18 protein-coding genes are annotated in these 21,099 nt (G+C 32.0%); 10 read left to right on the top strand and 8 right to left on the bottom strand.

What is annotated here, in order from left to right; genetic code table 11:
- Positions 1–12 precede the first annotated feature (12 nt).
- From ACP15M_RS00470 to ACP15M_RS00450, 5 genes are all read left to right on the top strand, one after another.
- Positions 13–2,343 (top strand): choice-of-anchor L domain-containing protein, encoded by a 2,331-nt coding sequence (locus ACP15M_RS00470; RefSeq protein WP_425075195.1) that lies wholly within the window; start codon positions 13–15, stop codon positions 2,341–2,343.
- An 85-nt stretch (positions 2,344–2,428) separates the two neighbouring features.
- On the top strand, positions 2,429–4,354 hold the full coding sequence (locus tag ACP15M_RS00465; protein WP_425075194.1) for a BatA domain-containing protein: 1,926 nt from the start codon (positions 2,429–2,431) through the stop codon (positions 4,352–4,354).
- Positions 4,351–5,610 carry a dihydroorotase gene (locus tag ACP15M_RS00460; protein ID WP_425075193.1) on the top strand — a complete coding sequence of 420 codons (1,260 nt, stop codon included), beginning with the start codon at positions 4,351–4,353 and terminating at the stop codon, positions 5,608–5,610. The genes ACP15M_RS00465 and ACP15M_RS00460 overlap by 4 nt, the downstream gene beginning before the upstream one ends.
- A 9-nt stretch (positions 5,611–5,619) precedes the next feature.
- Complete coding sequence (locus tag ACP15M_RS00455) at positions 5,620–5,952, top strand: hypothetical protein (protein WP_425075192.1); 333 nt, start codon at positions 5,620–5,622, stop codon at positions 5,950–5,952.
- Positions 5,953–5,955: 3 nt separating this feature from the next.
- A complete protein-coding gene (locus ACP15M_RS00450; RefSeq protein ID WP_425075191.1) occupies positions 5,956–6,603 on the top strand; it encodes an alpha/beta hydrolase in 648 nt (215 codons plus the stop codon).
- A gap of 2 nt (positions 6,604–6,605) precedes the next feature.
- Here the strand turns inward: ACP15M_RS00450 and ACP15M_RS00445 are convergent, their stop codons facing one another.
- Positions 6,606–7,121: a hydrolase gene (locus ACP15M_RS00445; protein ID WP_425075190.1), complete on the bottom strand. Its 516-nt coding sequence runs from the start codon at positions 7,119–7,121 to the stop codon at positions 6,606–6,608.
- A 10-nt stretch (positions 7,122–7,131) separates the two neighbouring features.
- On the bottom strand, positions 7,132–7,893 hold the full coding sequence (locus tag ACP15M_RS00440; protein WP_425075189.1) for an MBL fold metallo-hydrolase: 762 nt from the start codon (positions 7,891–7,893) through the stop codon (positions 7,132–7,134).
- A gap of 93 nt (positions 7,894–7,986) precedes the next feature.
- On the opposite strand from ACP15M_RS00440, the gene ACP15M_RS00435 reads away from it, so the two are divergent.
- On the top strand, positions 7,987–9,438 hold the full coding sequence (locus tag ACP15M_RS00435) for a TonB-dependent receptor (protein ID WP_425075188.1): 1,452 nt from the start codon (positions 7,987–7,989) through the stop codon (positions 9,436–9,438).
- 71 nt (positions 9,439–9,509) lie between these two features.
- Here the strand turns inward: ACP15M_RS00435 and bcp are convergent, their stop codons facing one another.
- Positions 9,510–9,965, bottom strand: coding sequence for a thioredoxin-dependent thiol peroxidase (bcp, locus tag ACP15M_RS00430; RefSeq protein ID WP_425075187.1), 456 nt, complete (start codon positions 9,963–9,965; stop codon positions 9,510–9,512).
- A 35-nt stretch (positions 9,966–10,000) separates the two neighbouring features.
- Between bcp and ACP15M_RS00425 the strand changes: the two genes are divergently transcribed.
- A complete protein-coding gene (locus ACP15M_RS00425; RefSeq protein WP_425075186.1) occupies positions 10,001–10,657 on the top strand; it encodes an endonuclease III domain-containing protein in 657 nt (218 codons plus the stop codon).
- Positions 10,658–11,105: 448 nt separating this feature from the next.
- On the opposite strand, the gene ACP15M_RS00420 is transcribed toward ACP15M_RS00425, so the two are convergent.
- Positions 11,106–11,249 carry a hypothetical protein gene (locus ACP15M_RS00420; protein ID WP_425075185.1) on the bottom strand — a complete coding sequence of 48 codons (144 nt, stop codon included), beginning with the start codon at positions 11,247–11,249 and terminating at the stop codon, positions 11,106–11,108.
- A 59-nt stretch (positions 11,250–11,308) separates the two neighbouring features.
- Positions 11,309–11,893, bottom strand: a complete 585-nt coding sequence (locus ACP15M_RS00415) for an RNA polymerase sigma factor (protein ID WP_425075184.1) — start codon at positions 11,891–11,893, stop codon at positions 11,309–11,311.
- Positions 11,894–12,122: 229 nt separating this feature from the next.
- On the opposite strand from ACP15M_RS00415, the gene uvrA reads away from it, so the two are divergent.
- Positions 12,123–14,912 (top strand): excinuclease ABC subunit UvrA, encoded by a 2,790-nt coding sequence (gene uvrA, locus ACP15M_RS00410; protein WP_425075183.1) that lies wholly within the window; start codon positions 12,123–12,125, stop codon positions 14,910–14,912.
- A 9-nt stretch (positions 14,913–14,921) separates the two neighbouring features.
- Here the strand turns inward: uvrA and ACP15M_RS00405 are convergent, their stop codons facing one another.
- The gene (locus ACP15M_RS00405; RefSeq protein ID WP_425075182.1) at positions 14,922–16,025 is read right to left on the bottom strand and encodes a DUF3667 domain-containing protein; all 1,104 of its coding nucleotides are present in this window, start codon (positions 16,023–16,025) and stop codon (positions 14,922–14,924) included.
- Between the two features lie 191 nt (positions 16,026–16,216).
- Between ACP15M_RS00405 and ACP15M_RS00400 the strand changes: the two genes are divergently transcribed.
- Positions 16,217–16,885 carry a hypothetical protein gene (locus ACP15M_RS00400; protein ID WP_425075181.1) on the top strand — a complete coding sequence of 223 codons (669 nt, stop codon included), beginning with the start codon at positions 16,217–16,219 and terminating at the stop codon, positions 16,883–16,885.
- 193 nt (positions 16,886–17,078) lie between these two features.
- Entirely contained in the window at positions 17,079–18,200 is a 1,122-nt protein-coding gene (locus ACP15M_RS00395) for a hypothetical protein (RefSeq protein ID WP_425075180.1), read from the top strand.
- Between the two features lie 96 nt (positions 18,201–18,296).
- Here ACP15M_RS00395 and ACP15M_RS00390 read toward each other — a convergent pair whose 3' ends face one another.
- Together ACP15M_RS00390 and ACP15M_RS00385 are read right to left on the bottom strand one after the other, a co-directional pair.
- Positions 18,297–19,754, bottom strand: a complete 1,458-nt coding sequence (locus ACP15M_RS00390) for a polysaccharide biosynthesis C-terminal domain-containing protein (RefSeq protein ID WP_425075179.1) — start codon at positions 19,752–19,754, stop codon at positions 18,297–18,299.
- A gap of 20 nt (positions 19,755–19,774) precedes the next feature.
- Positions 19,775–21,061: a glycosyltransferase family 4 protein gene (locus ACP15M_RS00385; protein ID WP_425075178.1), complete on the bottom strand. Its 1,287-nt coding sequence runs from the start codon at positions 21,059–21,061 to the stop codon at positions 19,775–19,777.
- Between the last annotated feature and the right edge of the window lie 38 nt (positions 21,062–21,099).

Here is a 21,099-nt window from a genome sequence, read left to right as displayed (position 1 = left end):
GAAAAATTGCTAATGAAATTTTTACTTTATCTTATTTGTTTTCTTGTAAGTACAGTTGCACTTGGGCAAAGCATTCAGGTTGATAACCAAACTTACTCTGCTCAAGAACTTATTGAAGACATTCTTATTGATAGTGATTGTATTGAAAATGTTGTTGTAACTAATGTGGTTGGAGGTGATTTTGGTGGATCAGATCAAAGTTATGGCTATTTTAATGCTTCAGGCACAACGTTTCCTTTTCAAAGTGGTCTTGTACTTAGCACTGGACGCTTATCTAATGTTCCTGGACCAAACAACTCTTTAAGTGATGATAATGCTTCTGGTTGGACAGGTGATTCAGACTTAGAAGCTGCATTAAATGAAAGTAATACCATAAATGCGACTATTCTTGAGTTTGATTTTACATCAATTGCTTCTCAAGTTAGTTTTAGATATTTATTTGCTTCCGAAGAATACCAAGAAGGCAACCCAAACACTTGTCAATATTCCGATTTGTTTGGCTTTTTAATTCGTCCTATAAATGAGCAACAGTATACTAATATTGCTTTAGTTCCAAACACACAAACACCTGTTAAAGTAACAACTGTTCACCCAGACATTCCTGGTGGTTGTGAAGCCGAAAATGAATTTTATTTTGAAAGCTGGAATGATAGTAATGTGCCTATAAACTTTAATGGACAAACCAAAGTATTAACAGCAACAGCTAATGTTGTTCCAAACGAAACTTATCATGTAAAACTCGTTATTGCAGATGAGCAAAATTACAGATATGATTCTGCTGTATTTCTAGAAGCTGGAAGCTTTCAATTGTCAACAGATCTTGGTCCAAACCGATTATTATCCACTCAAAATGCGATATGCGAAAATGAGACTTTAACTTTAGACGCTTCACAAGTTAATAGCAATAATTTTAAGTGGTTTAAGAATGGTATTGAACTAACTTCTGAAACTAATGCAACTTATACTGTTACAGATGCTGGAACTTATAATGTTGAAGTCACGCTAAACAATAATTGTATTTCTTACGGAGAAATTGTGATTGAATATGTCGAAAACCCTATTGCTTTTGATTCGGTTTTAATTGAATGTGATCAAAATCAAGACGGTTTAACCACATACAATCTTTTTGATGCTGAAAATAATATTACAAATAATGATGCTTCAATTTTTGTAGCTAACTTTTTCTTAACCGAAAATGATGCATTACAAAACGTTAATGAGCTTATTAATGCCACTAACTTTGAAAATACAATTCCGTTTCAAACGGTTTATGCACGTGTTGAAAATCAAGCCAGATGTTTTGATGTTGCCGAATTAGAGCTCCAAATTTCTAACAACATTCTAAACATTCCAACGCTTGAAGCTTGCGATGGTGATGTTATTGATGGCTTTGCTACTTTTGATTTGAATGACATTACCAATACTATTCAAAGTCAGATTCCAGCTGGAGCTTCTGTGAGCTTTTATGAAACTGAAAATGATGCTTTTCAAGACAATAATGCTTTAAGCACAAATTATCAAAACATAACTCCTAATTATCAAACCCTATTTGTAAAAGTTGAAAACAACAATCAATGTTTTTCTATTGCTTCGGTAGAACTTGAGGTCTTATATACTCCAGTGCTTTTAGAAGACGAGCAGCTCATATACTGTTTAAATTCGTTTCCTGAAACCATCACATTATTTGGAGGTGTACTCAACGATTCTCCAAGTAATTATTACTATGAATGGTTATTAAATGGTGTTTCAACTTCTGTAAACACGTCATTCAACGACATTAATGAACCTGGTACTTATACTGTAATTGTAACCGATCCAAATGGTTGTTCTTCAAGCAGAACTATTACTGTTAACCCTTCAAATATTGCAACTATTGATAATCTTGTAATTCAAGAAGGCACAAGTAACAACATTGTAACTGTTCAAGTTTCTGGAGAAGGTATTTACGAATATGCTTTAGACGTTTTTGGTGTTATCTTTCAAGAAAGCAATGTCTTTACAAATGTTCCTCCAGGATTTCATACCGTTTATGTTAGAGACCTAAATGATTGTGGATATGTTGAGCAAACTTTTTCTGTTTTAGGATTTCCAAAGTTTTTTACTCCAAATGGAGATGATCGTAACGAACAATGGCATGTATATGGCGTTAACGAAGATTATAACCAAGGAATCGATATTAAGATTTTTAATCGCTACGGAAAATTAATTACTGAGCTTAATCATTTGAGTTCTGGTTGGGACGGAACATTTAACGGACAAGCACTACCTTCATCAGACTATTGGTTTGTGGCAACGCTTATTGACGGAAGAACATTTACTGGTCATTTCGCACTGAAACGTTAATTTTCTCAAAAGCTACGTATACAAATCCCTTAGCATTTTCTATATTTGAGCATTAATTGAATGCACAAAAAATTACAATCTAGGAATGCAGTTTAAACATCCAGAAATTCTCTACGCTTTACTCCTGCTTATCATTCCTATAATTATTCATTTATTTCAGCTTCGAAAGTTTCAAAAAGTACCTTTTACAAATGTTCAGTTTTTAAAAGAACTAACCATTCAAACACGTAAAAGTTCGCAACTAAAAAAATGGCTTACCTTATTAACACGCATGCTTTTATTGGCTTGTGTGATTATTGCTTTTGCTCAACCTTATATTTCTAATTCTGAAAGTTTCAATACAAAAAGCGAAACGGTTATTTATTTAGACAATTCATTTAGTATGCAAGCGAAAAGCACTAACGGAACTTTGTTAAATAAAGTTGTACAAGATGTTATTGAAACTATTGATGAAGATGAACGTATCTCACTATTTACAAACGATGCTAACTTTTATAATACAACTATCAAAACTATAAAAAATGATTTGATACAGCTTAAGCATTCGCCTAATCAACTCGATTACGAATCGGTAATTTTAAAAGGAAAAGAGGTGTTTTCTAAAGATGAAAGCACTATTAAAAACTTAGTATTAGTTTCAGATTTTCAACAAAAAGAAAATGTATTTTCTATTGCAAATGACAGTACAGCACAAATAAAATTAGTTCAGTTACAACCTGAAAACATATTAAATGTAAGTATTGACAGTGTATTTATTTCAAAATCTACAATTGAAAATCTAGAACTCACAGTACAGCTAAAAAACCAAGGCGAACCTATTGAAACCTTACCTGTATCTTTGTTTAATGGTGAAAAACTTATTGCTAAAAGCGCTGTAAACATCAATACAGAAGCTAGTACCATTTTTACAATACCAGCAAACACCTTTTTTAATGGAAAAATCACTATTGAAGACCAAAATCTTCAATATGATAATGAATTCTATTTTAATATAGATCAGCGTGAACCAATTAACGTTTTAGCAATTAACGAAGCAGATGACACCTTCTTAAAAAAAATCTATACAAGTGATGAGTTTAACTATAGTTCGACACCTTTTAATGCGTTAAATTATAACACCATTGACAATCAAAACTTAATTATTTTAAACGAGTTAAATGACATTCCGTTATCCTTAACAACGGCTTTAAAGGCATTTACAAACAATGGAGGTTTTGTTTTAATTATTCCTTCAACAAAACCATCATTAAACACATATAATCAATTATTTACAAATTATAATTTATCAAAGCTCGACTCCATATCTCCTCAAGAAAAACGAGTTACCACAATACATTTTTCTCACCCTTTACTAACCAATGTTTTTGACAAACAAATTAAAAATTTTCAGTATCCAAAAGTTAATTCATATTATAACACGACTTCCAATTCTGGTGCCTCTATTTTAAGTTTTGAAGATGGTGTTTCTTTTCTTTCTCAATCAGAAAACATCTATCGTTTTTCAGCAGCTTTAAATACTGATAATTCAAATTTCAAGAACTCTCCTTTAATTGTTCCAGTGTTATACAACATCGGAAAACAAAGTTTAAGAACACCTCAACTCTACTATATTTTAGGTAAAGAACACAATATTGATATTTCAACAAAGCTTCAACAAGATGATATATTAACCTTAGTTAATGGCGAACATTCTGTAATACCATTGCAACAAACATATCCAAACAAAGTTACTTTGCAAACCAATGATTATCCGAATTTTTCAGGAATTATAGCAGTTCAGAATAAAGACATCTTTTTAGAAAATTTGAGTTTTAACTTTAACCGAAACGAAAGCAAGCTTACTTATTTTGATTTGACCACTATTGAAAATGCTTCAGTAAGTGATTCTATTGCTACAACCATAAATGATATAAAAAGTGCCACAAATGTTAATGAGCTATGGAAATGGTTTGTTATTTTTGCACTAGCGTTTTTAATTATTGAAATGCTTATCTTAAAATTTCTAAAATGAATGCACTTCTAAAATCAGCGATAATAGTTGATCCTAAAAGCGATTTTCACAATGAAACAGTTGACATCTTAATCGAAAAAGGTGTGATTTCTAAGATATCAAAACGCATTTCAAATCCGAATAATTACAAAGAGTTAAAATTCGACAATCTTCATGTATCACAAGGTTGGTTTGATAGTAGTGTAAGCTTTGGCGAACCTGGTTATGAAGAACGAGAAACGATTGAAAACGGACTCAAAACTGCGGCTTACTCTGGTTTTACGTCGGTTGCAGTTAATGCAAACACAAATCCTGTAATTGACACCAATGCTGATATTACATTTTTGCAATCGAAAGCAAAAAAACATGCCACAAACCTTTATCCTATTGGAGCTTTAACTCGACATAGCGAAGGAAAAGATCTAGCAGAACTCTTCGATATGAAAAATGCTGGAGCAGTAGCTTTTTACGATTACCAACATCCTATTGAAAACCCTAACCTTATGAAACTTGCTTTACAATATGCAAGTAATTTTGATGGTTTGGTGTGTTCTTTTCCACAGGAATCAAGAATTAGTGGTTTAGGTGTGATGAATGAAAATGTAACGAGTACCTCTTTAGGATTAAAAGGAAATCCTGCTTTGGCTGAAGAATTGCAAATCGCCAGAGATTTAAGTATTCTTGAATACACCGAAGGCAAACTACATATTCCTACAATTTCAACTGCAAAATCGGTTGCTTTAATTAGAGCAGCTAAACAGAAAAAATTAGACGTGACTTGTAGTGTTGCAATTCACAACTTAATATTTACAGACAACGCTTTAGAAAACTTCGATACAAACTTTAAAGTCTTGCCTCCATTGAGAACTCAAAATGATGTTGACGCTCTCATTGAAGGTCTAAAAGATGGCACAATCGATATGGTAACAAGTGACCATAATCCAATAGATATTGAAGACAAAAAAATAGAATTTGATTATGCCAAATATGGAACTATCGGATTAGAAAGCGCTTTTGGAGCTTTAAATTCTGTATTTACAATTAAGAAAACAATTGAATTGTTAACCAAAGGCAAAGCGCGATTTGGTATTGATTCGGCTTCAATTTCAATTGGAAATAAAGCAGACATTACGTTGTTTGATCCAAACACTAATTATGTGTTTACAAAAAAGCAAATACAATCTAGGTCTAAAAACTCAATATTTGAAAACAGCCAATTAAAAGGAACTGTTTTAGGAATTATTTCAAACAACAAAATTGTGTTATCAAAACAATAAAATCTAATCATGAACACTACTCCAAAAGACTCTAATGATAGTTTAGCAATTGTAGCTTACATCACACTTATAGGCACCTTAATCGCTTTCTTTCTCAATCGTGAAGTTAGAAATCCTTTAGTCTCTTTTCATGTTCGACAAGCCTTAGGGTTATGGCTTTTACAAATGGCTTTAGGCTACTTTATTGGAGCTTTTGACAGCTGGATGATATCAACATCATTTTGGATATTTTTTATTGTATTGTTCTTATATGGTATTTTTGGTGCTCTTGGTAAAAAAATGAATGAAGTTCCTGTTTTAGGGCCATTTTTTCAAAAATTATTTGCTTCAATCGGACAATAAATTATGAGTCTACCACTACACCACATCACAAGACCTTCGTCTTTAAAAGAAAACGCACCTTTACTTATCATGTGTCATGGCTATGGTAGCGATGAAAATGATTTATTTTCGTTTGCTCAAGAGCTACCTGAAGAATTATTTGTCATTTCTGTAAGAGCTCCTTATCCTATGCAACCTTATGGAAACGCTTGGTATGCTATTAATTTTGATGCCAATCAAAATAAATGGAATGACACCGAACAAGCTATAGAATCTCGAGATAAAATTGCTTCTTTTATTGATCAAGCTTGTGAAGCATATCCAGTAGACAAAAACAATATAACGCTTTTAGGATTCAGCCAAGGCACCATTTTAAGTTATGCTGTAGCGCTCACCTATCCTGAAAAAGTTAAAAATATCATTGCTTTAAGTGGTTATGTTAGCGAAGACATGATTGATGATAATCTCGATAGCAAAGACTATTCGCATTTAGATTTTTATTGTTCTCACGGAAGTGCAGACCAAGTCATTCCTGTAGATTGGGCTAGAAAAGCACCTCAGTTTTTAAACACATTAGGTATTAAAAATGTGTATTCTGAATTTCCAGTTGGACATGGAGTTGCTCCACAAAATTTTTATGAATTTAGAAGTTGGCTAGAACATAGAATTTAAGATTATCTTGGACTATACAATGACGATTCAATAACCTTGAACTTAAGCTCTTTTTGACCATTAATAGTTTCAATGTTATAAGCTAATAGCATTTCTCCCCAATATTTTCCATCAGTAAAACTAGCAATAATCCATTTATGATTTAGCATTCTAATCTGGTCAATTAACATTTTCTGATCAGTCATCGATGCATATGGCACTAATGGATGATCTTCAGTTTCGTAAATATTAAGATTCATAAGTTCATCTTTAATAAAAGGAACAAATTCCGAAATTCTAAACCCTTGATCTTCCCAATACATCATCGCGTCTTCGTTGGTGTCAAACTTAAACGTATATATATCTGAAACCAAATTATCTTCAATACCTCTAATCGAATCTTTTAGTTGTGTATTTACTTCCATATAGCTGGTTAATTTTTGGTCATAACCTTCTATTATGTTTTTGGAATTTACAAATTGAAAAATCACTAATAGTAACGTGAAAATAAATAAGTACATGAATAGTCTTTGTTTCATAGCTTGGGTTTTATAATTCTAATGTTAAGTTATCGTATGCCAAAAAAACGTTTTTTGGTAGTTTTTGTTGTACCTCATCATGAAATCCTAAATAATGACTTATGTGAGTTAAATATGCTTTCTCTGGTTTTACTTTACCAATAAACGCTAGCGCTTCAGAAACATTAAAATGTGACAGATGCTCTTGCTCTCGTAATGCGTTTACTACTAATATTTTTACACCTTTTAATTTTTCGATTTCTTCATCTGCAACAGTTTTCATATCAGTTAAATATGCAAAATCATCAAACCGAAATCCAAAAACCTGTAATTTATGATGATAGCCATTAATTGGAATAACCTTTAAGTTTCCCAATTTAAAAGGTTCATTTTTAATTTCATTTTGAATCACACTTGGCACACCTGGATACTTCTCTTCTGAAGTAAAAATATAATCAAACCGAATTTGCAATTCTCTAAACACTCGCTTGTGTGCATAAAACGGAATATCTCCTTGCCTAAAATAAAAGGGTCTTATGTCATCTAATCCTGCAGTATGATCGGCATGTTCGTGTGTAAAAACAATACCATCTATTTTACTACAATTAGCTCGAAGCATTTGCTGCCTAAAATCTGGTCCGCAATCTATAACATAAGCAAACTCATCCCATTCTATTAAAACAGAAACTCGCAAGCGTTTATCTTTCGGATTTGAGCTTAAACACACAGGATGATTACTTCCTATAACTGGAATGCCTTGTGATGTTCCTGTGCCTAAAAACGTAATTTTCAAAATCGACTAATTTAAAGCAAAAATAAAACTAATTTTTTTAGTTATACCTTCTATTTTAATACCTTTGTATTGTTGACAAAACCCAGACTAAAGATGGAAATAACCTTAAAAGGAGATAGAGAGTTTGACGAGATTCCTTCGTTAAAAACAAAATGCCTAAGAATTAATCTTAACGAAAATATTTACGGAACATTTGCTGAAATTGGCGCAGGACAAGAAACTGTACGTCAATTCTTTAGAGCTGGAGGTGCTTCAGGAACTATTGCAAAAGCTATGTCTGCTTACGACAAAGCCTTTAGTGATGCCATTTATGGTATTGAAGATGACAAACGCTATGTGACAGAAGCGCGATTACGTAAAATGCTCGATTATGAAATTGAATTAGTTGAAGAGCGTCTTTCTAGAGAAGATCATCCTAATAAAATGTTCTTTACCTATGCAAATACAGTAGCAACTATCGATTTTGCAAAAAAATACAAAGGACATGGTTGGGTTGGTATTAAATACCAAATTGATGCTAATCAAGATTATAATGAAATTGTATTACACATTCGTTTTAAAGAGACAGATGCTAGACTACAACAAGAAACACTTGGTGTTTTAGGAACGAATTTAATTTATGGTGCTTTTTATAAATACAACGAACCAAAAAAATTACTGAGATACCTTTATGACCATCTAGACAAAGACCAAGTAGAAATTGATACCATCAATTTCTCTGGACCTGTTTTTGAAGATGTTGATAACCGTTTAATGAGTTTACAACTGGTTAAAAATGGAATGACTGATGCTGTTATGTTTGCTCCTGATGGAAATAATGTGCTTCCAGCTAGAGTGCTTTATAAAAAGAATATTTTGGCATTGCGTGGTAGTTTTAGACCTGTAACTAAGGTTAATATGGACATGTATAAGAAATCTTATGACATGTATATAAAAGAAAACAAAGTTGACACCAACAAAACTCAGGTGGTTTTTGAAATTACGTTGTCAAACTTAAGAGCCGAAGGTGAAATTGACGAACAAGATTTTATGGATAGAGCCAGATTACTGTGCTCTCTTGGTCAAACAGTTTTAATTTCTAACTTTCAAGAATATTACAAACTTGTAGAATACTTCTCTCAATATACAAAAGCTAGAATGGGATTAGCAATGGGAGTTAACAATCTCGTCGATATTTTTGATGAAAAATATTATCGCCATTTAAGTGGTGGCATTTTAGAAGCTTTTGGAAAACTATTCTTTAAAGACTTAAGAGTATATCTATATCCAATGCAAAATGATGACGGAACAACTACAACTAGCGAAAATCTGAAGGTGCATCCAAGAATGAAAGAGCTTTATAAATTCTTTAAGTACAACGGTAAAGTAGTTGATATTACAGATTATGATGAATCTATTTTAAATGTTTTTTCTAGAACCGTTTTAAAAATGATTGCCGAAGGAGATGATGGATGGGAAGCTATGCTACCTGAAGGTGTTGCCAAACTAATTAAAGAGAAAAGTTTGTTTGGGTGTGAGTCTGAACAAGTCTATTTAGGAAAATAAGTCTCATTATTTTATAAGTAAAAAGCCGTATGAATATCATACGGCTTTTTTTATAACTAAGTATTCTTCTTTTAATCACTTAATATTTGAGAGGTATGTGCTTTTGTTTTTACTTTTGTGATTACATTTTCAATGACACCATTTTCATCAATTACAAATGTTGTTCGATGAATACCGTCAAAAGTTCTTCCCATAAATTTCTTTGGTCCCCAAACTCCAAACGCTTCAATTACAGCTTTATCTTCATCTGCTAATAAGGGATATTTAAATCCGTATTTATTTTTAAAATTAGACTGTCTTTTAGCACTATCTGCACTGACACCTAAAATCTCGTAACCTAGCGATTGGAAACGTTCAAAATTATCGTTTAAATTACATGCTTCAACTGTACAACCAGGAGTACTCGCTTTTGGATAAAAGAATACCACTAACTTTTTTCCTTTATAATCTACTAAAGAAATTGTGTTTCCTTGTTCATCTAGAGCTGAAAAATTTGGAGCCTTATCTCCTACTTTTAATTGTGTCATAATTGCTAACTTTACTTTTTGTAAAAATACGACTTATGACCAAGCAAGAAAAGGTAGATTTTGTTATTAATACGTTAAAAGAATTATATCCAACCATTCCAATTCCTTTAGATCACAAAGATCCATACACGCTTTTAATAGCTGTTTTAATGTCTGCACAAAGTACAGATGTACGTGTAAATCAAATCACACCTCTTCTATTTGAAAAAGCTGACAATCCTTATGATATGATTAAGCTTTCGGTTGAAGATATTAGAGCGATTATTAAACCTGTTGGTTTATCTCCAATGAAAAGCAAAGGCATTCATGGTTTATCACATATTTTAATTGATAAACATGATGGAAAGGTTCCGCAAACTTATGAAGAACTTGAAGCTCTTCCTGCTGTTGGTCATAAAACAGCAGCAGTAGTTTTATCGCAAGCTTTTGGTATTCCTGCGTTTCCTGTAGACACACACATACACAGACTTATGTATCGATGGAATTTGACGAATGGTAAAAATGTAGTGCAAACCGAAAAAGATGCTAAACGGTTATTTCCAAAAGAACTTTGGAATGATTTACACTTGCAGATTATATGGTACGGAAGAGAATATTCTCCTGCTAGAGGTTGGGATTTAGAGAAAGACATCATTACTAAAACGATTGGACGAAAATCTGTAATTGACGATTATTACAAGAAGAAAAAATAGATCAACTGTCGTTTCGAGCGCAGTCGAGAAATCTATTGCACTATCAAGAATTTAAAAAGAGATTCCTCCATTTCAGTCGAAATGACATTTAGTAATAATTTAGCCTACTCTAAAGAGAATCAACTGTCGTTTCAAGCACAGTCGAGAAATCTATTGCATTAAATAAGAATAAAAAAAGAGGTTCCTACTTTTCAGTTGGAATGGTATCTAGTAAAAATTTAGCCTACTCTAGAGAATCAACTGTCGTTTCAAGCGCAGTCGAGAAATCTATTGCATTAAATAAGAATTAAAAAAGAGGTTCCTACTTTTCAGTTGGAATGATATCTAGTAAAAATTTAGCCTACTCTAAAGAGAATCAACTGTCATTTCGAACGCAGTCGAGAAATCTATTGTGTTGAATATAAGTCAAAAAAAAATCCTGACGACTAACGAATCAGGATTTTTCAAATTAGTTTTGAAGTGCTTCAAACTTCAAATTATTATAATGTATAACACTTAAAGCCTTTGAGTAATTTAAAAGAAAATCTATGGTTTCCTTTTTTGGGTTAAGATTGTCTTTTTTTGGGGAACATTCAGAGTAAAGTTTTGCCATTTTATGTTTTTAATTGGTTTCATATACTCCATAAACGCACAAAATCTTTACTTATTGTATTAGTTGGTTAAAACAATATTATTTTTATCTATAACCTTTCTTAAATTAATAAGTGCATAACGCATTCTTCCTAAAGCAGTATTGATACTTACACCTGTTCGTTCAGAGATTTCTTTAAAACTCATATCCTTATACATTCGCATCACTAATACTTCTTTTTGATCTTCTGGAAGCTCTTCAATAATTCTACGCAAATCACATTCCACTTGGTCTTTAATCAATTGTTTTTCAGCATTTAATGCATTATCACCTAGCACAGAAAAAATGCTAAACTCTCCAGAATTATCAAACTTTGGCATCCTGTTATTCTTTCTAAAATGATCAATAACAAGGTTGTGCGATATACGCATTACCCAAGGTAAAAACTTACCTTCTTCGTTATATTTACCAAGTTTTAAGTTTTTAATGACTTTAATAAAAGCATCTTGAAAAATGTCTTCAGTAATATCTCTATCAAATACTTTAGAATAGATAAAACTGTAAATACGTTGTTGGTGTCTGTTAATTAAGATTGAAAGAGCACTTTCGTCTCCATTCATGTAGTTTCTTACTAAAACAGCGTCTGTGATAAGTTCGTGTCTCATAATCATTACTTTATAGCAAAGAATTAATCTTAGCTTGGGGTTAAACTTTATAAAGTAATCTTATGTAATAGGCGCTTCTGTTTTAATATGTTATGACTCAAATATAACAACAATCATTCCGAAATTCCAAAAAAAAATGTGAAACTTTAACATTTTAATTGCATATTTTCAATTTTAATTGATGAAATACTTATAGTATCTTTGCATATTCAAATTTCTTCAAAGTCCTATGAACACTAACATTTTAGACGTTATCCCTAAAGACAATATCATCATTAAAGGAGCTAAACTGCACAATTTAAAAAATATTGATGTGGTTATCCCTAGACAAAAGTTAGTAGTTATTACAGGATTATCAGGTTCAGGCAAGTCTAGTTTAGCTTTTGACACCTTATATGCTGAAGGCCAAAGACGCTATGTAGAAAGTCTTTCAAGCTATGCTCGACAGTTTTTAGGACGACTTAATAAACCTAAAGTCGATTTTATAAAAGGTATTGCTCCTGCTATTGCCATCGAACAACAAGTGAATTCTACAAATCCAAGATCTACCGTTGGTACTTCAACCGAAATATACGATTACCTTAAGCTTTTATTTGCTAGAATTGGAAAGACCTACTCTCCTATTTCTGGAAATGAAGTAAAAAAACATCGCACGAAAGATGTATTAGAGCTTGTAAAATCGTTTGAAGAACGCTCAAAACTGTTATTACTTTCTCCAATTATATTAGAAGAAGGTCGAACCATTGAAGACAAATTGAAGGTCTTAAACCAACAAGGTTACTCAAGAATACAGCATAATGATACTGTTTTAAGAATTGAAGATGCTCTTGAGCAAGACTTAAATAAAGACATCTATCTTGTTGTTGATAGAATTATTGTAAAACACGAAGACGATTTTTACAATCGCTTAGCAGATGCTATAGAAACTGCTTTTTTTGAAGGCAAAGGTACTTGCATTATTGAAAATCTTTCTGATTCTAAAAAAACTGAATTTAACAATAAGTTTGAGTTAGATGGCATGTCGTTTTTAGAACCAAATGTGCATTTGTTTAGCTTCAATAATCCTTATGGAGCTTGTCCTAAATGCGAAGGTTATGGTGATGTGATTGGCATAGACGAAGATCTCGTAATCCCAAATACAGGCTTATCGGTTTATGACAATGCTATTTTTCCTTGGCGTGGCGAAAGTATGAGTTGGTACAGAGATCAATTGGTTAACAATTCGCATAAATTTGATTTTCCAATTCACAAACCTTATTTTGAATTAACTCCAGAGCAAAAACAACTCATTTGGGATGGTAACGAATATTTTGAAGGCTTAAATTCCTTTTTTGCAGAGTTAGAATCCAAAGCCTACAAAATTCAAAATCGTGTGATGCTTTCTCGTTATAGAGGAAAAACCAAATGTAATGTTTGTCATGGCAAACGTCTTAGAAAAGAAGCTGGTTATGTAAAAATTGCTAATACTACAATTACAGATTTAGTTGAAATGCCACTTCATAAACTTGTTAGCTTTTTCAACCAGTTAGAATTGAGCGATCACGATACTAAAATTGCCAAACGTTTACTAAAGGAAATTACTAACCGACTATCTTTTCTAACTAATGTTGGTTTAGATTATCTAACTTTAAACAGAAAATCTAACACCTTATCAGGAGGTGAAAGTCAGCGTATTAATTTAGCGACTTCATTAGGAAGTAGTTTAGTTGGCTCAATGTATATCTTAGATGAGCCTAGTATTGGCTTACATCCAAAGGACACCAAAAAACTAATTAATGTTCTAAAAGCCTTACGCGATTTAGGCAATACTGTAATTGTGGTAGAACATGATGAAGATATCATGCAAGCTGCCGATGAAATTATAGATATTGGTCCAGAAGCTGGAACTTTTGGTGGTGAAGTAGTTGCTACAGGAACTTATGGAGACATCTTAGCTTCAACGTCGTTAACAGCCAATTACTTAAATGGTAATTTAGAAATTGAGCTTCCGAAAACGCGAAGAACTTCAAAATATCATATTGATATTGTTGGAGCTCGAGAAAACAACCTTCAGAATATTGATGTTTCATTTCCCTTAGAAATGCTTACTGTAGTTACTGGAGTTTCTGGTAGCGGAAAAAGTACATTAGTAAAAAAGATTTTGTTTCCAGCAATTCAAAAGAAACTAACCGATTTTAGTGATAAACCTGGTCAGTTTTCAGAAGTTAAAGGCAATTTTAGTAATATCAAGCATATCGAGTTTGTAGACCAAAATCCGATTGGACGATCATCTCGTTCTAATCCAGTAACATACATTAAGGCTTACGATGATATTAGAGCGTTATTTGCCAAACAAAAATTAAGTACTATACGAAACTATCAAGCCAAGCATTTTAGTTTTAATGTAGATGGAGGACGCTGTGAAACGTGTAAAGGCGAAGGCGTAGTTACCATAGAAATGCAGTTTATGGCTGATGTGCATCTTACTTGCGAAACCTGTAACGGAAAACGCTTTAAAAAGGAAGTCTTAGAAGTACAGTTTAATGGCAAATCTATTGCTGATATTCTTGACCTTACTATTGATGATGCTATTTCATTTTTTAAAACACATAAGGAAACTAAAATTCAAAACAAGCTACAACCATTGCAAGATGTTGGTTTAGGCTATGTTACTTTAGGTCAGAGTTCTTCTACGCTTTCTGGTGGTGAAGCGCAACGTATTAAGCTGGCTTCGTTTTTAGGCAAAGGTTCAAAAAGTAATAATGCCTTATTTATTTTTGACGAACCAACAACAGGATTGCATTTTCATGATATTAAAAAATTACTGAAATCTTTTCAAGCATTAATCGAAAAAGGACATTCTATAATTGTAATCGAGCATAATATTGATTTAATTAAATGTGCCGATTATATCATTGATTTAGGTCCTGAAGGTGGTGAACGTGGCGGACAACTAATTGCTCAAGGAACTCCAGAAGAGGTTGCCAAAACTAAAGCTTCAATTACTGGTGATTTTTTAAAAGCAAAATTAAATGCTTAGAATTCGTTTCTAATAAAACATAAAGGAAAAACCGAGAGCAATTAAAATCACTAAAGGTGCTATAAATATTAGAAACATAAATGTCGTCAAGCCACTTTTAAGCCAACTTAAAAACCAACCTTGACGATAAAAGCGCTTTACAGCAATCATTAAATAGAAAAACGTAGAGCAAAACAAAATCCAATCAATCCAATCTGGAATATCTCTAATTAAATTCAACAGATATAGTATACAAAAAGCTGTAAACAAAAACGAAAAGAAATACAGACTAAAGACCAAATGATGCACATAAGAGCCTCTTTTATAAAATAGAATTTTTAATATGAGTGCGAAAATTGGCAATAAGAAAAATAATGCAATTGGAAGACTATTATAAAGCGTTAAAAGAATAGTACCAACACCTTTGTCTTTGTAAAGCTTAAGCATTTGCGCATAAAACTTTCGCTTAACAACTCCAGCATCATCTGGCATTCCCATTGCTTTATAAATCAAAGGTTCCTCTGCTTCAATCTTTAATAGCGAATCTACTTTCTTTGGATCAAAATCAAAGGTCAAACTTTTATTATTCAAGCCTTCTTTATTAGATTCTGATACAATTAGAGAATCAAGAATTTTGACTTCTTCATCTTTCAATCCTAAAGCCTGTTGATTATCCTTTATTGGTTTCGTTAACTTTTCAACCTGTAATGAGTCAAATGATGAATTTGGAATACTATCGAGAGAACCACCTGTAAAAGTTGCTAAATCGTGATTTTTTAGTTGCCTATTGAGATGGTCTAGATTTTCAGTAACTGTAAACGAGAATACAAAAAAGAAAACAAACGCAACAAACAGATACATTTGTCCAGGATGCAAATACAATAAGCGTTTACCTTCAATAAATTTTAAAGGAAGAAAACCAGGTTTAAACATTAATGGAATAAAGCCTTTTAAAAAACGAGCATCAAACGAAAAATAATTACTAATGGTATTATAAAACAGCACTCCCATTGTTAACTCATCATCTGTTTTTTGTCCGCAATGAGGGCAAAATTCAAATTGATGTTCTAATTCAGATTCACAATTCTGGCATTGTAATCGTTGATCTGAAGGAATTAAGGACTGATCTTCCATATAAAGATTTAAAAGCTAGTATAAAAGTAGTAAAATAATTACTTATTCGATAGAGTCCATTTCTGAAACTTAATTCAATCACCTGAAAATTAAAATCTTACAGTTTTGGCACGCAAATTGGTTGAGGGTTAATAAGTCTAAAAGTTTTCAAACGAGTTGAAAACGACGATAAAATCTAAAAACCTATAATTATGAAAAAACAATTATTTTTTATTGCCATGATGTTATTAGGAATAACATCTGCATCAGCTTCAACAGCAGGACATGCTGTTTTAAATAGGGAGGATTTTAGTAACTCACACTATCGTTTTGCAGAACCTATTGCATTTATAGAACGAGGTGTAGAATTTTTAATTTTTCCTGATGGAAGTTTCGATTTTAACACCGAAACTTTTAACAACTCAACAAGTATGCACTACAGACGTAACACTCGCAGAAGCTCTACCAATACAACTTATGGAGCTCCAGGCACTGTACGTAGAACTCACTATTCAAATTATGGATCTCCTAGAGGTGTCGTTATTACTCACGACTCTAACGGACTTGTTCGCAGAATTGGAAATGTATTTATTAACTACGACAGACGTGGAAGAATTAAACGAGCAGGTTCGGTGTATATGAGTTACCAAAGAGGTCATCATGGAACACTAAGACAAGTTGGTGGCTTACGAGTAAACTACAATCGTTGGGGACAAATTGTTCATACTTCAGGAAGTGTAAACAGATATAACTCAAACTTAGAATGTGGTGTTGGTTATGGTCAGGAAAGTTTTGGATTTAATGATATTGACAACTATGATGATGCCTTCTATTACTACAGAAAAAACGGAGAAATAAAAAAGAGTAAAAAAAGAAAATAAGTTCATCCCAATACTAACATGAACTTTACTAATCCCAAAGTGCTTCCCCAAGCCTTTGGGATTTTTATTACACCACAAAACATTTTATTTATTACTCCTTACTTCCTACTGTTAATTAGCAACTTCTATCTATATTGTGTTTTTGGCACACTAATTGTTTTACGATAGTTGTAACAATAAAACCCTTACAATTATGAAAAAATTAGTATTACTTATGACTGTATTATTCCTAGGAGGAACATCAGTCTTCGCAACCAACAATATATCAAATGTTTTTGTGAGAGGTTATGGCAATTCTTTCATTTTTGTTGAAGATGGTATAGAATTTTCAATCTTTCCTGATGGTCAATTTGATTTTTATATGCAAAATTATGGTCCTAATGTAAATGTAGCTGTAAATACACCTGGATTTTCAATTAGTTTTAATTCAGGATATAACTATAACCCTTATGTGCAATACGACGATTTTGGAGCTATTGTTCAAATTGAAAACACACCTGTATTTTATGATTATTATGGTCGCGTTACTCAAGTAGGTAATGTTAACATTAATTATAATTCTTGGGGAAGAATTTCACGTGTAGGTGGTTTATTTGTACACTATAATAGCTATAGAACATTTACACATTGTACTGGATTTATCAATATATATAATAGAGCTTATGTGTTTAGACCTTGGCATAGATACTATGTTATTCCTCAAGCAAGTTATTGTGTTGTTTACAACAGACCTTACAGACAATACTATACTCCTATTAGACATACGTATTACAGACCATATAGAAATAATGTAAGACAACCTGTACGTGTTAATAGTCGTCGAAATACAGTTGCAACAACTGGAAGAAGAGCAAATAGCATCAATACGAGATATAGACAAGAAGCAGTCATTCGAGGAAATGAGAGAACAAGAAGCACTAGTACTACTAGAACAAACACAAGACGTTTATCAAACAATACTGAAGCGAATTCAAGTCGTACACTATCAAATAACACTATTAGAACTACAGATCATAGACAGCGAGCAAACACCAATAGAACTACATCTAGAAATACTAATTCTAGAAGCACAGAAAATAGACGTATAACTACTGTTAATAGAAGTTCTAATGAAAGAAGTATTACAAATTCTCGACATAATGTGACCAGAAGCAAAACTATTGTGTCTAATAATAAAACAAACACTAGAACTGTTAGAAATAATACGTCTGTAAGAAAACCAAAAGCATCTAATACTCGTATATATAATAACAAGAAAGGTTCTAGAACCTCTAAAGTGAGAACATCAAATACAAGAATAAAAAGAACACGATAAGTTCTTAAAAAACATCAAGATTTTGGTTGGTTAGTGGAATATCCTGTAAGAGTATGCTTTAAAGCTTCTTATGGGATTTTCCCATTTAAAAAAACATTACTTCAACTTTAAATATCTTTCAAACATTTCATTTATATCTTCTGAAATATTTAGCTTGTAAATTAAAAGTGCATATACGATTCCTATTGTTATAGATTTTAATACAATATTTAAATACGCATTGAAAGGAAATTCCCAGAAATAAAATACCAAAACACAAACAACCAATAAAATTGAAATTTTTAAAGTTTGCTTTGTAAATGGCAACATATTAAATGTCTTCTTTACAAAAATAATCTTGATAGTGTTGTAAAGTAAAACAGCAATCAAAGTTGCCAAGGCAGAACCATCAATACCATATAAAGGAATTAAAACTATATTGAGTATTACTGCACTAATAGCTAAAACAACTCCAAATACAAGTACCATTCTGTAATAATCACTATTAAACAAAATAGCATTGTTATTTCCTAAAAGATTATCGTAAAGCTTGGCAATACTAATTAGAAAAACAACAGTTATGCCTCCTGAAAATTCTTCAGGGATTATAGCATATAATTGATTAATATTTAAAACAATCAATAGAAAAATAAAGCCACTAATAATGTATAATGTTAGTGAGCTTCGTTCATATAAATCATTAAGCTCTTCTCTATTATTATCATTTATAAATTTTGCTGTTAAAGGCATCATTATTTGATGCATAGCACGTTGTGGTACTGCAATAACAGTCGCAATAAACACAGCAACGCTATAATAAGCTACTTTTTCAATTTCAATATAATTGTTAAGCATAAACTTATCAATATCTAAAATCATGGTCGCAATAGAACCTGCAACAATAATTAAACTAGAATATTTTAAAATCGAACTTAGTTTATCAATTTTATTAAATCGAAATACAGGAAGCCTAACATAAAACGCATTAATTAACATGAGTAGCATACGCAACACATAAACACCAACCAAACCAATTAAAAATTGCTCAACTGTAAGCCATTCTAAATACAAGGCAAATAACAAAACCATCACACCTACTCTATGAAATACTTCTTTCATAAAGTTTCCAAAAACTGTTTTCATTTGCACTTTAACCCAAGCAAAAAAGACTTCAAAATAAGCCATTGCTAAAGCTGTGATAAATATGTACCAAAGGTAATTACCTACAATACTATTTTTTTGAGTTAACCAACTAACAATAGTATCATAACCCAAATAACCTATTAAACCTATTGGAATTGTTAACGCTAATGGCAAAAACAACATCAAGGTTAAAAAGCTATTAAGTGCATTTTTTGTTTTAAAAGTAGAGTAAAACTTAATAATGGTATTATGCACGCCAAACGCCATTAAAGGCATCATAATATTGGCAGTAGATAAAATATAAGCCACTAAACCATAATAGGTGTCGCTCATAAATTCGGTATATAAAAAAAGGGTATTTATCGCGCCAAGTCCAAAACCAAGATAGGTTGTAATAGTATTTTTAAAAGACTGGTTAATGACGATTCCCATAAATGTAAGTTTCCGAAATATTAAGGTTGCTCTTTCAGCAAATCTACTAAAGACTTCGTTAATGCTTTTCTACTGTATTGCTGTAATCCAATAGCATTTACAGATAATGTATTGCTTTTATATGCTTCAAAATACGATAAAATCTGAGATTTAATGGCTTGTTTCTGGTCGTAATAAAAATACTGTCCAGTATTAGTCGATTTAATAATGGTTTCAACATCAGAATCTTTTGGACCAACAGCTAGTATAGGTGTTTCCGAAATCATATACTCAAAAAGCTTTCCTGGAATAATGACTTTGGTGTCTTCGGAATCAATTTCAACCAGTAATAATAATCGAGAACTCATTTGTGCTTTTAAGGCTTCATCATGCGACACATACCCCATTATGTTTATATGTTCAGACAATTTATACTCCTGAAGCGTTTGCAAAACATCGTCACTAACCACTCCAATTAACTGCAACTGAAAAGCTTCTGAAAAAGACGAATTTTCTTTAATTAATTCACTTAAAGCTTCCCATAATTGTTTCGGATTACGCTCAGACAATAACGAACCAATATGAGACAGTGTAAACTTTTTATCTTTTTCTGGACGAGAAACCTTATGCACATCATAACCATTAGTAATAACAGTAATAGGTTGATTCGTTTTTGATGTAAATTCCTTTTTAGTATTGTTACTTGTCACAACAATTTGGTCTGCAGACTGAAGCACTTGAGCTTCAAAATCTTTATGTTTTGTTGCAGAACTTCGAGTTAGTTTTAACTGTTTATGGTAGCCAATAGTCGTCCAAGGATCTCTAAAATCTGCTAACCATTTGATGTTGCGTTGTTCTTTAAGTTGAAGACCTATAAGGTGCAAACTATGTGGTGGACCAGTAGTTATAATTGTATCAATGTGATGTTTTTCTATATATTCTGAAAGAAATGATACTGAAGGTTTTATCCAATGTTTTCGAGCATCTGGAATAAAGAAGTTCCCTCGAATGTAAAGCAATAACTTTTGAATAAATGTTTGTTTGTTTTGCTTCGGAATAACTCCAGAACTAATTTGTTTTGAGTTTTTTTTAGATAATAAATTAGCAAAACGATAAGGCTCTTTTATAGGTTGCTTTAAAATTGTTACAGCGTCTGAAACTTCACTAACTAAACTTTCATCTACAATTGGATAATTTGGATTTTCAGGACAATACACAATAGGTTCAATACCAAATTCAGGAAGATACTTTACAAATTTTAACCAACGTTGTACGCCTGGACCTCCTGCTGGTGGCCAATAATACAATATGATGAGTGCTTTTTTCATTAGTTGTCATTTCGAGCGCAGTCGAGAAAACTATTTTT

The organism is Psychroserpens sp. S379A, from assembly GCF_049800755.1.
Taxonomy (GTDB): domain Bacteria; phylum Bacteroidota; class Bacteroidia; order Flavobacteriales; family Flavobacteriaceae; genus Psychroserpens.
Note: the sequence above shows the minus strand (reverse complement) of the source record. Positions and strands in the feature narration are given on the sequence as shown.

Excerpts from the sequence above, each read along its gene's own strand:
- ACP15M_RS00405 (WP_425075182.1), bottom strand. The coding sequence starts at position 16,025 with ATGGAAGATCAGTCCTTAATTCCTTCAGATCAACGATTACAATGCCAG.
- ACP15M_RS00390 (WP_425075179.1), bottom strand. The coding sequence starts at position 19,754 with ATGGGAATCGTCATTAACCAGTCTTTTAAAAATACTATTACAACCTAT.
- ACP15M_RS00470 (WP_425075195.1), top strand. The coding sequence starts at position 13 with ATGAAATTTTTACTTTATCTTATTTGTTTTCTTGTAAGTACAGTTGCA.
- ACP15M_RS00395 (WP_425075180.1), top strand. The coding sequence starts at position 17,079 with ATGAAAAAATTAGTATTACTTATGACTGTATTATTCCTAGGAGGAACA.
- uvrA (WP_425075183.1), top strand. The coding sequence starts at position 12,123 with ATGAACACTAACATTTTAGACGTTATCCCTAAAGACAATATCATCATT.
- ACP15M_RS00385 (WP_425075178.1), bottom strand. The coding sequence starts at position 21,061 with ATGAAAAAAGCACTCATCATATTGTATTATTGGCCACCAGCAGGAGGT.
- ACP15M_RS00415 (WP_425075184.1), bottom strand. The coding sequence starts at position 11,893 with ATGAGACACGAACTTATCACAGACGCTGTTTTAGTAAGAAACTACATG.
- ACP15M_RS00435 (WP_425075188.1), top strand. The coding sequence starts at position 7,987 with ATGGAAATAACCTTAAAAGGAGATAGAGAGTTTGACGAGATTCCTTCG.
- ACP15M_RS00445 (WP_425075190.1), bottom strand. The coding sequence starts at position 7,121 with ATGAAACAAAGACTATTCATGTACTTATTTATTTTCACGTTACTATTA.
- ACP15M_RS00450 (WP_425075191.1), top strand. The coding sequence starts at position 5,956 with ATGAGTCTACCACTACACCACATCACAAGACCTTCGTCTTTAAAAGAA.
- ACP15M_RS00465 (WP_425075194.1), top strand. The coding sequence starts at position 2,429 with ATGCAGTTTAAACATCCAGAAATTCTCTACGCTTTACTCCTGCTTATC.
- ACP15M_RS00455 (WP_425075192.1), top strand. The coding sequence starts at position 5,620 with ATGAACACTACTCCAAAAGACTCTAATGATAGTTTAGCAATTGTAGCT.
- ACP15M_RS00420 (WP_425075185.1), bottom strand. The coding sequence starts at position 11,249 with ATGGCAAAACTTTACTCTGAATGTTCCCCAAAAAAAGACAATCTTAAC.
- ACP15M_RS00425 (WP_425075186.1), top strand. The coding sequence starts at position 10,001 with ATGACCAAGCAAGAAAAGGTAGATTTTGTTATTAATACGTTAAAAGAA.
- ACP15M_RS00400 (WP_425075181.1), top strand. The coding sequence starts at position 16,217 with ATGAAAAAACAATTATTTTTTATTGCCATGATGTTATTAGGAATAACA.
- ACP15M_RS00460 (WP_425075193.1), top strand. The coding sequence starts at position 4,351 with ATGAATGCACTTCTAAAATCAGCGATAATAGTTGATCCTAAAAGCGAT.
- bcp (WP_425075187.1), bottom strand. The coding sequence starts at position 9,965 with ATGACACAATTAAAAGTAGGAGATAAGGCTCCAAATTTTTCAGCTCTA.